This is a genomic window from Rhizobium sp. NRK18, assembly GCF_024385575.1.
Taxonomy (GTDB): Bacteria; Pseudomonadota; Alphaproteobacteria; order Rhizobiales; family Rhizobiaceae; genus JANFMV01.
In genome coordinates this window covers 3,986,768-3,999,923 of sequence record NZ_JANFMV010000001.1, presented here as the reverse complement: position 1 = coordinate 3,999,923, position 13,156 = coordinate 3,986,768, and the positions used below count along the sequence as shown (strand labels likewise).

The window sequence follows — 13,156 nt, the reverse complement described above, 5'->3', positions numbered from 1 at the left end:
GGAGGGGTGCGGATTGCGCAACCAGGGCGACACGATCCTTGACCATGGACAGCACCCTTCTTGCAGGAGCGCATGAATGATCCGATTTCTTATCCTCCGCATCCTGTCGGCGATACCGGTCCTCTTTGTCCTGAGCGTCGTGACGTTTGCGATCATTCAGGCCCCACCCGGCGACTACAGCGACTACATCCGCTCGCAGCTGATCAATCTCGGCGGTGCTTCCTTCGAGCAGGCGGACGCACAGGCCAAGGCCTATGCCGTCGAGCACGGCCTCGACAAGCCGATGGCGGTGCAGTACGTCAACTGGATCAAGGGCATCGTCACCCATGGCGATTTCGGTACCAGCCTCTACTACAACAAGCCGGTGGCGGACGTCGTCGCCGAGCGCCTGCCGCGCACGTTGCTGCTGGCGCTGACCTGCCACATCTTCGCATCCATCCTCGGCATCAGTTTCGGCATCATGGCCGCCACGCGCCAGTACAGCTGGGTCGACACGCTTTTGTCCGGCGTCGCCTTCCTCGGTATGACCGTGCCGCGCTTCCTGATGGCGCTGATCATGGTCTATGTCCTGGTCTTCCATTTCAATGTCAGCGAGATCGGCAGCTTCTTCTCGCCCCGCTACGGCGGCGCGCCATGGTCATGGGGAAAATTCGTCGATCTCGTCAGCCACATCTGGCCGGTGGTCGCGATCGCCACCTTTGGCGGCCTCGCCTACAACATGCGCGTCATGCGCGGCAATCTGCTCGACACGCTGAATGCGCAATATGTCGAGACGGCGCGCGCCAAGGGCCTTCGGGAAAGCGCGGTCATCATGCGCCACGCGGTTCCCAATGCCCTGCATCCGCTGGTCATGTATCAGGGCGTCGTTCTGCCCTACATGCTGACCGGCGAAATCGAGGTCGCGATCATCTTCGCCCTGCCGACCGTCGGACCGGCCATCGTCGGTTCCATGTATGTCGGCGACGTCTATGTCACGGCGACCTTCATGCTCGTTCTGTCGGCAACTCTGATCGTCGGCAACATCATCGCCGACATGTTGCTCGCCGCCCTTGATCCGCGCGTCAGACTGGGAGGCGCACGCTGATGCTCACACCCGCCGAATCCACCCTCGACAACGACGTGCCTGAGGAAGCCGGCCGCAGCGAGAGCTACGCCGCGCTCGTCTGGCGCCGTTTGCGCCATTCGCTGACCGGCATGCTCGGCCTCATCCTCGTGGCGCTGCTTCTGTTCATGGCCGTCTTTGCCGGCTTCCTGTCTCCCGTCGATCCGAAGCTGACCGACAGCGCCTACATGCCGCCGGAATCGATTGCGATCCACGACAAGGACGGCAATCTCGTCTCCCCGCGCGTCTATCCGATCGTCGATGGTGACGAGCTGGACCCGGTCACCTTCCAGCCGATCAGCGGCCCCGATTACGACAATCCGCGCATGCTCGGCTTCTTCGTTTCGGGCTTCGAATACCAGCTGCTCGGCATCATTCCGATGAAGACCCATCTCTTCGGCTCGGTCGGCGGCAAGCCTATCCATATTCTCGGCACCGACAAGTTCGGCCGCGACGTGCTGTCGCGCGCCATGTACGGCTCGCGCATCTCGCTGATGATCGCGCTGACGGTGGTTTTCGTGGTCACGGTCGTCGGCACGACGATCGGCATGATTTCCGGCTATTTCGGCGGCGCCGTCGATGCCTGGATTCAGCGCTTCGTCGAACTGGTTCTCGCCTTCCCGCAGCTGCCGCTTTACCTGGCGCTCACCTCGCTCATTCCGGTCACCGCGCCGACCAACGTGTTCCTCGCCTTCGTCATCATCGTCATGTCGGCGCTCGGCTGGGCGCAGATGTCGCGCGAGGTGCGCGGCAAGACGCTGGCGCTCGCCCGCATCGAATATGTGAAGGCGGCGATGGCGATCGGCGCGACCGACAGACGGATCATCTTCCAGCACATCTTCCCGAATGTCATGAGCCATGTGATCGTTGCCGTGACGCTCGCCATCCCGACGGTCGTGCTGCTGGAATCCTTCCTCGGTTTCCTCGGCTTTGCCGTGAAACCACCGCTCATTTCCTGGGGCCTCATGCTGCAGGATACCGCCAACTATTCGGTCATCGGCTCCTACCCATGGATCCTGACACCGGTCGGCTTCGTGCTCGTCACCGTCTTTGCGTTCAACGCGCTTGGCGATGGTCTGCGCGACGCGATCGATCCCTATTGAGCCGGAAGGAGGACGAGCCATGACCGAAGATCTGATCCCGGCAATACGTTTCGATGCGGACGAAAAAGGCGACAAGCCGATCATCGACGTGCGTAATGCGGGCGTTACATTCAAGACAGAACACGGCTCTGTGGAAGCCGTGCGTGACATATCTCTGCAGCTCTATCGCGGCGAGACGGTGGCCGTCGTCGGCGAATCCGGCTCCGGAAAGTCGGTGACGGCGCGGATGATCATGGGCCTGCTGACAAAGCGCGCGACGGTCAACCCGAATGCCTCCGTGCTTCTCGATGGCCAGAACATCCTGAAGTTTTCGAGCGAGAAGCGGCGCGCGCTTCGTGGCGGCCGCATTGCCATGATCTTCCAGGAACCGATGAGTTCGCTCAACCCGATTTACACGATCGGCAGCCAGATCGCCGAGGCCATCCGTGCGCATCAGAAAATGAGCAAGTCGGCCGCGCGCAAGCGGGTCGTCGAGCTGCTTGCCGAAGTGCAGATCCCGCAGCCGGAACTGCGTGTCGACCAGTACCCGCACCAGCTTTCCGGCGGCCAGCGCCAGCGCGTGATGATCGCCATGGCGCTCGCCAACAATCCGGACGTGCTGATAGCCGACGAGCCGACGACTGCGCTCGACGTGACCGTGCAGGCGCAGATCCTCAACCTCTTGCGCGACCTCCAGAAGAAGCACGGCATGGCGGTGATCCTGATCACCCACGACCTGACCGTGGTGCGGAAGTTCTCCGACTATGTCTATGTCATGCAGAAGGGCGAGCTGAAGGAGCACAACAGGACGGCGACGCTGTTTGAAAATCCGCGTCATGCCTACACCCGCCATCTGCTCGGCTCCGAGCCGACCGGCAAGGCCAAGCCGCTTGAGGCAGGCCAGCCAATCATCCTCGAAGGACGCGACGTCCGGGTCGCCTTCACGCTGAGGGGCGGCGGCATCTTCAAGCCGACGACGCATGACCTGATTGCCGTCAACAGCCTGTCGCTGACGCTTCGCCGCCACGAGACGCTCGGCCTCGTCGGTGAATCCGGCTCCGGCAAGACCACCTTCGGCCAGGCGCTGACCCGGTTGATCGAGAATGACGGCGGCGAAATCTTCTTCGACGGACAGCCGATCCATCAGCGCAACCGCGATGAGATGCGGCCGTTGCGCTCGCGCATGCAGATCGTCTTCCAGGATCCGTTCTCCTCGCTCAACCCGCGCATGACCATCGGCCAGATCATCGGCGAGGGCCTCGTGGTCAACAATATCGGTACGAGCCGAAAGGAGCGGCAGGACCGGGTGCGCGAGGCGCTGATCGCCTCGGGGCTGCCGGACAACATCACCAGCCGTTTCCCGCATGAATTCTCCGGCGGCCAGCGCCAGCGCATCGCGATCGCGCGTGCCATCGCGCTGGAGCCGGAATTCGTTCTCCTCGATGAACCAACCTCGGCACTCGACCTGTCGGTGCAGGCGCAGATCATCGAGCTTTTGAGAAAACTTCAGGACGAAAGAGGCTTGAGCTACCTCTTCATTTCCCACGACCTGAAGGTCGTCCGGGCGCTTTGCCACAGGGTCATTGTCATGCAGCATGGCAGGATCATGGAGGAAGGCCCGGTCGATGAAGTTCTGACCAATCCGAAAACCGAATACACAGAAAAACTCGTCAGGGCAGCCTTCGACATTGCTGCCTGATCCCGTGGAGACCCGTATGTCTAGACAACCCAAGATCACGTTCATCGGTGCCGGCTCGACGGTGTTCATGAAGAACATCATCGGCGACCTCCTGCATCGCCCGGCGCTTTCCGGCGCGACGATCGCGCTGATGGACATCAACCCGCAGCGGCTGGCCGAAAGCGAGATCGTCGCCGGCAAGCTGGCGAAGACGCTCAACACCCAGGCGAAGGTCGAGACCTATTCCGACCAGCGCAAGGCGCTTGAGGGCGCCGATTTCGTTGTCGTCGCCTTCCAGATCGGCGGCTACGAGCCCTGCACCGTCACCGATTTCGAAGTGCCGAAGAAATACGGCCTGCGCCAGACGATCGCCGATACGCTCGGCGTCGGCGGCATCATGCGCGGCCTGCGCACCGTCCCGCATCTCTGGAAGATCTGCGAAGACATGCTGGCGGTCTGCCCCGAAGCCATCATGCTGCAATACGTCAACCCGATGGCGATCAACACCTGGGCGATCGCCGAGAAATATCCGACGATAAAGCAGGTCGGCCTCTGCCACTCGGTACAGGGCACGGCCTACGAACTCGCCCGCGATCTCGACATCCCGCTCGACGAGATCCGTTACCGCGCCGCCGGCATCAATCACATGGCCTTCTATCTGAAGTTCGAGCACCGCCAGCCGGACGGTAGCTACAAGAACCTCTATCCGGACCTGCTGAAGGGCTATCGCGAAGGCCGCTTCCCGAAGCCCAGCCATTGGAACCCGCGTTGCCCCAACAAGGTGCGCTACGAGATGCTGACGCGCCTCGGCTATTTCGTCACCGAAAGCTCCGAGCATTTCGCCGAGTACACGCCATACTTCATCAAGGAGGGCCGCGAAGACCTGATCGAGAAGTTCGGCATCCCGCTCGACGAATATCCGAAGCGCTGCATCGAGCAGATCGAGCGCTGGAAATCCCAGGCGCAGGAATACAAGGATGCGGACACGATCGATGTGAAGCCGAGCCATGAATATGCCTCGTCGATCATCAACTCGGTCTGGACCGGCGAACCTTCGGTCATCTACGGCAATGTCCGCAACAATGGCTGCATCACCTCGCTGCCGGCAAACTGCGCCGCCGAAGTGCCCTGCCTGGTGGACGCGAGCGGCATCCAGCCGACCTATATCGGCGCGCTGCCGCCGCAGCTGACCGCGCTGATCCGCACCAACATCAACGTCCAGGAACTCACCGTCCAGGCGCTGATGACGGAGAACCGCGAGCATATCTACCACGCCGCGATGATGGACCCGCACACCGCCGCCGAGCTTGATCTCGACCAGATCTGGTCGCTTACGAACGATCTCCTCAAGGCGCACGGCGAATGGCTTCCGGCCTGGGCCCGCGGCTGAGCAAAGCAAAGGGAGGAGCCGGTTGCGGCTCCTCCCGATCCCGGCCCGTCACCGGAATTCCGTAAGTGAAATCTTACGAATAACGCGTCAGGCTGCGAACGCGCCGCACCCTCTGCCCTCCACCTGATCGCGATGCAGAAACAGCACCGAAAGGCCAAGCCGTTCGGCCAGTTCCCGTCCATCCTTTTCGCCGAGCACCATCATGACCGTCGCCCAGGCGTCGGCGCTCATGCAGTCCCGGGCAATCACCGTCGCGGAGGCGGGCGCGCCGGTCAGAGGCATGCCGAGGCGCGGGTCCATCGTATGCGAAAGCCGACGGTCGCCGACCTCAACCCAGTGGCGATAGTCGCCGGAGGTGGCGATTGCCGCATCGTCGAGTTCGACGATGGAGTGGGGCGTCCGCTGGCCAAGGTCGGGCCTCTCCACCGCGACCGTCCAGGGCGAGCCGTCCGGCTGAGCGCCGCGGCCGACGAGTTCGCCGTCGATGGCGAACAGGCCCGCAGTGATTCCAAGCCGGGCAGCCGCTGCCGCCAGCCGGTCGGCGCCGTACCCCTTGGCGATACCGTTGAGGTCGAAGCGCATCGGAGCGTGCTTGCGCACCTTCGCGTTTGGGATATCGAGTTCCAGTATCTCATGTGCTGAATGCCTTTCCGCAAGCCGGGCACTGCGGATCGCAGCCTCGCTTGCCCCCTCTGGCCCGAACCCCCAAGCGGTCACAGCATCGCCCATGCCGATGTCGAACGCGCCGCCGGAGGCGTGGCCGATCGCAAGGCCAGCGGCCAGAACCTCCATCATGTCTGCCGGCATTTCCAGCCAGTCGCCTGTTGGTGCCGCATTGAGCCGGTTGATGTCGCTCTCCGGCTTCCAGGTGGACATCTGCCGATCGACCGCGTTCACGGCGTCCGCCATCGCCCGTTCGGCCTCTCTGGCGTCGAAGCCGTTCGGCGTGTGGAAGAGTGCGGACCAGCGCGTTCCCATGGTCGGGCCGTTCAGCGCGTACCGGGTGAAATCAGTAAACGTCTTCGCCATAACGGCCCTCCGCCTTCAATGTCACGAGGCTCACGCCGTGCGGGGTCAGGATGTCTGCAAGAGCCGCGGCGACGCCGGCGGCCATCTCGCGGCCGCCACAGACCAGCACCTGTCCGCCGGCAGCAATCAGCTTGCCGATCCTGGCGGCGTCCCTGCGGATGAGGTCCTGCACATAGGCCGGGCTGGCCGTCCGCGAGAATGCGGTGGAAACGCCCGTCAGCCGGCCATCTTTCTGCCAGTCGGCAAGCTCTTCCTCATAAAGAGCGTCGCTCGACGGATGCCTGGTGCCGAAATAAAGGAACATCGGCTTGTGGGTGTTGTTGGCGCGGGCAAACCCGGCCAGCGGTCCGATGCCGGTGCCGGCGCCGATCAGGATGACCGGCTTGCGATTGGCTGCAGGACGGAAGCCCGGATTGGGCCGGACGAAGGCGGAGACCGTGTCGCCGGGCTCCAGCGCGGTGAGCTGTCCGGAGCAGAGGCCGCCTGGCTGTTTTCTGACGCAGATTTCCAGGAAGCCGTCCCGAGATGCGGATGCCAGCGAATAGAAGCGTGGAATGGCCGATCCCTCCGGCACGATGCCGACCAGATCGCCAGCCTCGAAATCGGGTGCGGCATTGCCGGTCAGCCGCTGCCAGAAGGAGACCTTCGGCAGATCGAAGCGTAGGATCGCCGTTGTTGCCTGGACGCTGGCGCCATAGTCACGGCGGGATGCAAGTTGAAGCCCCCAGGTCTTAGGAACCTCCGGCTGGTGATTGAGTTCGAAGTCGAGATCGAGCGCCTCCGAGAGCTGCCGGCCCCAGCGGGCGAAATCCTGCTGCGATTGCCGGTCAACCGTCTCATAGGGAATGAGCGCCGGCCAGCCATTTTCCTCCGCCGCCTCGGCGACGGTCTTCGCGTAACCGCAGAAGTGGTAGAAGCTCCGGTCGCCAAAGCCGAGAACGGCAAGCGGCAGGTGCTGCGCGGCTGGCATTGCCCGGAAGCGGTCGAGAAATCCCTTCGCGGATGCCGGTGCTTCGCCATCTCCGTAAGTGGCGGCGAACAGGATAAGGCGTTCCGCCTTGTGCCAGCGCGCCGGGTTGAAGTGCGACATGGAGCCGACATGCACCTGGCGACCGTCCCTCGTCAGTGCTTCTCTCAGCGTTTCGGCAAAGCTCCAGGTCGATCCACCTTCGCTTCCGACGAGAATGATCGTATCCGCGTGGCCGGCCGCGACTGAACTCGGACGACGCTTGGTACGCCCCCGCAGCCAGACGGCAATACCGGTCCAGCTCAGCAGCGGAACGGAGAGCGCCGACAGGCCGAGAAGCAGCCCGAGCGAGGCGAGACCCCGGCCGGTGTGCAGCATCATGACGAGCGCACTTGCCCGATCGATGAAGCTTGCGTCCTGCCAGCCGAGCAGGGCGCCGTTGCCCTGGTCGATATAGCCTTCGCCCGCATCCGTGGTCAGAGTGTAGACATCGGTCGCATCGCCGTTGGCGGGAAAGTTCAGCGATACGAGCGCATCGACAGGCGTTTCCTGCAGCCGCGCGATCGACCCGACCGGTATTCCGGTCTTGCCGCTGACATCGGCCGGGAAGGGCGGTCCGTCCGCGCCTTCCGGCAGGAGGCCGAAGGTTGCGGCCGACATCCAGAGCGCCGTCAGGGAGGAGAGCAATAGGCCGGGGAGCGCGGCGCGCGAGACGATCGCATGCAGCCTGCCATCGCCGTGCCCTTTGGCGGGCTTCAAGATATGCCGCCACCCGCCGGAGCGCCGGGCGAGAACGAACAGGCCCGAAACGGTCAGCAGCAGCATGGCGATGGCGCCAACCGCGGTCGCGATCCGTCCGTTGTCGCCGAGGAACAGCGAACGGTGCAGATTGACGAGCCAGCGCTCGACGGAAGACTGGTCCGCATTGCCGGCCGGCTGGCCGGTTGCCGGATCGATGACCGAGGAGACCGGCTGGTCACCGTTGAAATAATAGGCTGTCACGCGGCCCGAGGGTGCGCGCTTGATCTGCTCCACCGAAGGCTCAGCCGACTGGACCCGCGCCGCAAGCTCGGCGACGCTGATCTGTTGCGCGGCAGGGGTGGTGAGCGCCTCGGAGGCGGGGAAGATTGACAGCACGGCGCCGCTCGTCGCGATGACGACGAGCAGCACGGCGGCGATCAGCCCAAACCAGCGGTGGAGCGACCGGATCATGGCAATAGTCCTTCAATATCAATGCGTATACGTGAAATCGGAAATGTAGCGGGTGCCGGAAATGGCCTTGCCCGCGCCGGCGGAGGTCAGCGGCACGACAATCTCGTTGGGGCTCTCGCGCATGTCTTCGGCAGCGGCATCGATGTGCAGCTTGTAGCCGGCATCGAACAGGGCGTCGCTCAGATCGAGCGAGATCTTCAACGACTGTCCGGAACCGACGCTGGCGCCGGTGATGCCGTTGATCTCGGCCGTGTTGCCACCGGTCGCACGGTACCAGCCGCTCAAGTGCTGGTAATAGCGCGACCGGCCACCGGCCATCCAGAGACTGCCGGCATAGTTGCCCTGCGGGTCGGTCAGGTAATAGGCGAGATAGGCGCCGTTGCCGCCGTAGTCGCGCAGGTTCGTCGTCAGGGTGACCTGGCCGGCAGACGCGATGCCGGGCAGGGTGAGCGCGGTCGTGACGGCCAGAGCGGCCAGTAGCGATTTCAATCTCATTCCAGTCTCCTTCGTCTGTCGCCGGATCAGTTGATCTGCACGCGCGGCTTGCTGCCCGGCGTGAACAGGCCGTTGGCCGGCGGGTTTGCCGGCTGCATCATCGGCGTGCCCGGATTGCCGCAACCGCCGTCGCCATCGTCGTCGTCCTCGTCGCCCTCGTCGCCCTGGTAGCGGCAGTCGTTTGCCGCGTAATGATCATCGTCGCCGTCGTGATGACGGCGCCCATCGTGATCCTCCGCTTGCCAGAGGCCGGTGCGCATGCCGAGATGCTTCCATCCGTCGAAGGATTGCGCCTGGCTGGCAAAGAGGGCGATGATTCCCGCGCCGGCGAGGCCGGCAAGAACAAGTTTGGTGTGTTTCATGATCTGGTCCTCGGTGTTGAACAGGTGCCGGAAGGCGCGGTCAGCGATGACCGTGGCCTTCCTCGATTTCGATAACCTCGAGCGTGACGGGATCGATCTTCGCTTCGAAGCGGCGGCCGTCTTCATCCTGGCCGTAGACCTCGTAGCAGCCGTCATCGATCTTGATGCGCCTCAGCAGCCAGCCGCGTTCTTCCGCCAGCGCACGAACGGCGTCGCGGCCCTTCCAGTCGCGGGTCGGCTGCTCGCAATCGTCCCTTGCCTGTGCGGATGTTGCTGCCATGATCGCCATGGCGACGGCGGGCAGGATGCCGGTTTTCATCAATCACGTCCTCTCGTTGTCGGGATGATCAATCGCCGGTCAGCCTGACAGGCACCTGACGGTCGCCAACGCATTGCTTCAGCTTCCCGTAAGGTGGCGAGTGGACTAGAAAGGACGGCAAAAGGAGAAAGCGGGCGATGAGGGTTCTGTTGATCGAAGACGATGCGGCGCTGGGTGCGGCCATCCGCGACCAGATTGCGGCCGACGGTCATTCCGTCGACTGGATGACGCGTCTTGATCAGGCCCGCGATGCGCTGGCCGCCGCGACCTACGATCTCGTGCTTCTCGACCTGATGCTGCCCGACGGCCTGGGCATTCCGTTCCTGAAGACGCTGAGGGCGCGCGGCGACGTGACGCCGGTCATCATTCTGACGGCGCTGGATCAGGTCACGGACCGCATTGCCGGGCTGAATGCCGGCGCGGACGACTACATGGTCAAGCCGTTCGATCTGGCCGAACTCTCCGCCCGAATCGGCTCGGTCGCGCGCCGTTACACCGGCAATCCCAATCCCATCATTGCCCTTGGACCGATCACCATCGATCTCGCCGGTCGCAGCGTGCGGGTCGACGGCAAGCCGGTCGTGCTGACCGCGCGCGAATGGGTCCTGTTCGAAGCCTTCGTCCAGCGCCCCGGTCAGCTGCTGTCGAAAGCGCAGCTGGAGGAGCGGCTCTATTCCTTCGACGCGGAGGTGGAAAGCAATGCGATCGAGGTGCATGTCAGCCGCCTGCGCAAGAAGCTCGGCGCAAGCGTCATCGAGACCGAACGCGGTCTCGGCTACCGGCTGGGCCGCCCATGAGGCTGGTCTCGTCGCTTCAGGCCCGGTTGGCGATCGTCATCGGCATCTGCGTCACCTTGCTGTGGCTCGCCGCCGCGGCGGTCACGGCCCATCGTCTCAACGAGGAGATGGAGACGGTCTATGACGACGGGCTGAAGGCCACCGCCGAGCGCATCCTTCCGATCGCCCGCCACGACCTGCGCGAAGGGCATGCGAAGAAGTACGTGAGCGGAGACGATGATGACGGCGACGACGAGGGCGATCTGCGGGGCGCCCGCGAAGCCCGCTACGGCGAGGACGTCACCTTCGTCGTCGAGGACCGGTCGGGCCAGGTCCTGATCGCTTCGAAAGGCGCCGACCCCTCGATCTTTCCGCCGATGTCGGCGGTCGGATTCGCCAGCACCCGAACCCATCGCCTCTATTACGACGTGACCTCGGATGGCAGGCTGACGATCGCGGTTGCGGAACCGCTGGACCATCGCCGCGACCTGTCCCACCGCATGCTGATCGGCTTGCTGCTGCCGCTGCTGGTCGTCATTCCCCTGAGCCTTCTCGCGATCCTGTTTGCGGTCCGCTACTCCTTGAAGCCGGTTCGTGCCCTCCGTCAAGGTTTGGCGAGCCGCGGCGCGCAGGACCTCTCGCCCTTGCCTGACCACGGTCTGCCGACGGAACTCCTGCCGATCTCGGCCAGTGTCAACCAGCTGATGGACAGGCTGTCGGCAGCCTTCAACGCCGAGCGCGCCTTTGCCGCCAATGCCGCGCACGAGCTTCGCACGCCCGTCGCCGGCGCGATCGCCCAGGCGCAACGCATTCGCTCGGAGACGAAGGAAGAACTGACGGCGAGGCGGGTCAACGAGATCGAGACGACGCTGAAGCGCCTGATGCGGATGTCGGAAAAGCTGATGCAGCTCGCCCGCGCCGAAGGCGGGCGGCTGCGGGCGGACGAACCGTCGGACCTGCGGACGGTCGTCGCGATGATCGTCGAGGACTTCCAGCGCATGGGAGAAACGCGCATAGACCTCACCCTGCCGGAGACCCCTGTGCTCTCGCCGCTCGATCCGGACGCGGTCGGAATCCTGTCGCGCAATCTCGTGGAAAACGCATTGAAGCATGGTGCGGCGGATCGCCCGGTGGAAGTGACACTGGATACCAACGGCTTGCTGACCTTCGCCAATGACGGCGCCCCCCTGCCGCCGGAAGCGATGGACAGGCTGATGCGCCGCTTCGAGCGCGGCAATATCAGGATCGGCGGCACCGGTCTCGGGCTTGCCATCGTCAAGGCCATCGCCGACCGCGTCGGGGCGACGCTGGAGGTGATCTCGCCACGATCCGTCGGCGACGGTGGCGTGGAGGTCAAGGTCAGGCTCCCCCTCGCTTGATCGATGCCTTCATGAAATATGGCCTGTTGGTGTCTTCCCGCTTTCTCTATGATATGCAGCCGAAACTGAAGTGACGCGAGGAAACAGCGGACGTGCCATCCGAGAAACGACAGCCGCGCAAAGTCGGCATCAAGGACGTATCGCGAGAGGCAGGGGTTGCCGTCAGCACCGTCTCGCATGTCCTGAATGGCACGGCGCCGATTTCGCAGGAGGTGCGCGCCCGCGTTCTGGAGGCCGCCCGAGCGCTCGGCTACCTGGCGAAGCGCCAGCAGAAGGGCGCCATTGCCTCCCTGAGCACGCTCTATCTTGCGGTGCCGCCGGGCAATCTTCCCCACAACGACATCAATCTCGTCTCCTGGACCCTGTTGACGGCGCTTTCGCGCGAGTGCGAGGCGCGCGGCATTCGGGTCGTCGCCCATAACGGCTCGCCGCAACTCGATGCCGCGGAAATCATCGCGGGCGCTCGGGCGGCCGGTGCGGAAGGCATCGTCGTCGTCTACGATGACAGTCCGAAGCTTTTGAAAGGGCTGACGGCCAGCGAAATGGCCGTGGCGCTCCTCAACGGCGAGGATCCGTCGATGAAGGTCGATACCGTCGCCCCGGCCAACCGTTACGGTGCGAGGCTTGCCACCGAATGGCTGATCGAGCGTGGCCATCGCCGCATCCTGCACCTGACATGGCGGGGCCGCAGCACCATTCTCCGCCGCGAGGATGGCTTTCGCGATGCATTCGCGGAGAACGGATTGCCGCCCGACCAGGGCCGCGTTCTCTATACCGACGGCTATGAGCCGGCGCATGCCCGGCAGACATTGCGGGCGTTCGTCGCCGAGCATGGCGGGCTCGACGGGTTCACGGCAGTCTTCTGTGCCGCCGACAATCTGGCGATCGGCGCGCTTGGCGAATTGCAGGCGCTCGGCTTCAGCATTCCGGCAGACGTTGCCGTCGTCGGCTTCGATGGCGTTGCGCCCGTAGACCTGACCCAGCCCTCGCTCACCACCATCCGTGTGCCACTCGATGAACTGGCGGCCGCCACGATGCAGGTCCTTGAACAGCGCCTGTCGAGCGCCGGCGGCGTCAAGCCGGCCACGCGTATCGAACTCGGCTGCCGTCTTGTCGAACGGGAAAGTGCGGGCGCCCTGCATCGCGCCTGATCGAGTGAAAATAATTTTTAGTTTGCAATTCAGATTGCGATGACCAATTGTCCATCGCGAAGTATTTTCGCGTCCTTATGGTGCATTTCCCCGCGTGCATGACTTCGGCATGACGCATGTGTGAATAGAAATATTTTCACGAAGGGAGAGTGCGGCTTGGTCGGCGCGTCTTCATTCAACTGATCCAGTATCGCCGATAGAGACTTTTTCATGC

Annotated in this window: 12 protein-coding genes; 7 read left to right on the top strand and 5 right to left on the bottom strand. The window is 63.7% G+C overall.

The genetic code is table 11. The features are described 5' to 3' along the window. The first annotated feature begins 76 nt into the window (after positions 1-76). The 4 genes from NN662_RS18980 to NN662_RS18965 are packed head-to-tail and all read left to right on the top strand — an operon-like array spanning position 77 to position 5,252. Entirely contained in the window at positions 77-1,084 is a 1,008-nt protein-coding gene (locus tag NN662_RS18980; protein ID WP_261931765.1) for an ABC transporter permease, read from the top strand. Beyond that, positions 1,084-2,205, top strand: coding sequence for an ABC transporter permease (locus tag NN662_RS18975; protein WP_261931764.1), 1,122 nt, complete (start codon positions 1,084-1,086; stop codon positions 2,203-2,205). The genes NN662_RS18980 and NN662_RS18975 overlap by 1 nt, the downstream gene beginning before the upstream one ends. A gap of 19 nt (positions 2,206-2,224) precedes the next feature. Then, positions 2,225-3,883, top strand: coding sequence for an ABC transporter ATP-binding protein (locus tag NN662_RS18970; RefSeq protein ID WP_261931763.1), 1,659 nt, complete (start codon positions 2,225-2,227; stop codon positions 3,881-3,883). 16 nt (positions 3,884-3,899) lie between these two features. Further along, positions 3,900-5,252, top strand: a complete 1,353-nt coding sequence (locus NN662_RS18965) for an alpha-glucosidase/alpha-galactosidase (RefSeq protein WP_261931762.1) — start codon at positions 3,900-3,902, stop codon at positions 5,250-5,252. Between the two features lie 87 nt (positions 5,253-5,339). Here the strand turns inward: NN662_RS18965 and NN662_RS18960 are convergent, their stop codons facing one another. The 5 genes from NN662_RS18960 to NN662_RS18940 are packed head-to-tail and all read right to left on the bottom strand — an operon-like array spanning position 5,340 to position 9,636. Then, positions 5,340-6,281, bottom strand: a complete 942-nt coding sequence (locus NN662_RS18960) for an FAD:protein FMN transferase (RefSeq protein WP_261931761.1) — start codon at positions 6,279-6,281, stop codon at positions 5,340-5,342. Then, entirely contained in the window at positions 6,262-8,460 is a 2,199-nt protein-coding gene (locus NN662_RS18955; protein WP_261931760.1) for a PepSY domain-containing protein, read from the bottom strand. Before NN662_RS18955 ends, NN662_RS18960 begins: the two co-directional genes overlap by 20 nt. Before the next feature lie 18 nt (positions 8,461-8,478). Beyond that, a complete protein-coding gene (locus NN662_RS18950) occupies positions 8,479-8,949 on the bottom strand; it encodes a DUF2271 domain-containing protein (RefSeq protein WP_261932036.1) in 471 nt (156 codons plus the stop codon). 32 nt (positions 8,950-8,981) lie between these two features. After that, positions 8,982-9,317, bottom strand: coding sequence for a hypothetical protein (locus tag NN662_RS18945; protein ID WP_261931759.1), 336 nt, complete (start codon positions 9,315-9,317; stop codon positions 8,982-8,984). A 40-nt stretch (positions 9,318-9,357) separates the two neighbouring features. Continuing rightward, positions 9,358-9,636, bottom strand: coding sequence for a PepSY domain-containing protein (locus tag NN662_RS18940; protein WP_261931758.1), 279 nt, complete (start codon positions 9,634-9,636; stop codon positions 9,358-9,360). A gap of 137 nt (positions 9,637-9,773) precedes the next feature. On the opposite strand from NN662_RS18940, the gene NN662_RS18935 reads away from it, so the two are divergent. The 3 genes from NN662_RS18935 (at position 9,774) to NN662_RS18925 (ending at position 12,942) form a co-directional block, all read left to right on the top strand. Continuing rightward, the gene (locus tag NN662_RS18935; protein WP_261931757.1) at positions 9,774-10,433 is read left to right on the top strand and encodes a response regulator transcription factor; all 660 of its coding nucleotides are present in this window, start codon (positions 9,774-9,776) and stop codon (positions 10,431-10,433) included. Then, positions 10,430-11,791 (top strand): sensor histidine kinase, encoded by a 1,362-nt coding sequence (locus NN662_RS18930; protein WP_261931756.1) that lies wholly within the window; start codon positions 10,430-10,432, stop codon positions 11,789-11,791. The genes NN662_RS18935 and NN662_RS18930 overlap by 4 nt, the downstream gene beginning before the upstream one ends. Before the next feature lie 92 nt (positions 11,792-11,883). Then, positions 11,884-12,942, top strand: a complete 1,059-nt coding sequence (locus tag NN662_RS18925; RefSeq protein ID WP_261931755.1) for a LacI family DNA-binding transcriptional regulator — start codon at positions 11,884-11,886, stop codon at positions 12,940-12,942. Positions 12,943-13,156 lie beyond the last annotated feature (214 nt).

What these genes read in the sequence shown, in the direction of transcription:
- NN662_RS18980 (WP_261931765.1), top strand. Translation starts at nt 77, where the DNA reads ATGATCCGATTTCTTATCCTCCGCATCCTGTCGGCGATACCGGTCCTC.
- NN662_RS18975 (WP_261931764.1), top strand. Translation starts at nt 1,084, where the DNA reads ATGCTCACACCCGCCGAATCCACCCTCGACAACGACGTGCCTGAGGAA.
- NN662_RS18970 (WP_261931763.1), top strand. Translation starts at nt 2,225, where the DNA reads ATGACCGAAGATCTGATCCCGGCAATACGTTTCGATGCGGACGAAAAA.
- NN662_RS18965 (WP_261931762.1), top strand. Translation starts at nt 3,900, where the DNA reads ATGTCTAGACAACCCAAGATCACGTTCATCGGTGCCGGCTCGACGGTG.
- NN662_RS18960 (WP_261931761.1), bottom strand. Translation starts at nt 6,281, where the DNA reads ATGGCGAAGACGTTTACTGATTTCACCCGGTACGCGCTGAACGGCCCG.
- NN662_RS18955 (WP_261931760.1), bottom strand. Translation starts at nt 8,460, where the DNA reads ATGATCCGGTCGCTCCACCGCTGGTTTGGGCTGATCGCCGCCGTGCTG.
- NN662_RS18945 (WP_261931759.1), bottom strand. Translation starts at nt 9,317, where the DNA reads ATGAAACACACCAAACTTGTTCTTGCCGGCCTCGCCGGCGCGGGAATC.
- NN662_RS18940 (WP_261931758.1), bottom strand. Translation starts at nt 9,636, where the DNA reads ATGAAAACCGGCATCCTGCCCGCCGTCGCCATGGCGATCATGGCAGCA.
- NN662_RS18935 (WP_261931757.1), top strand. Translation starts at nt 9,774, where the DNA reads ATGAGGGTTCTGTTGATCGAAGACGATGCGGCGCTGGGTGCGGCCATC.
- NN662_RS18930 (WP_261931756.1), top strand. Translation starts at nt 10,430, where the DNA reads ATGAGGCTGGTCTCGTCGCTTCAGGCCCGGTTGGCGATCGTCATCGGC.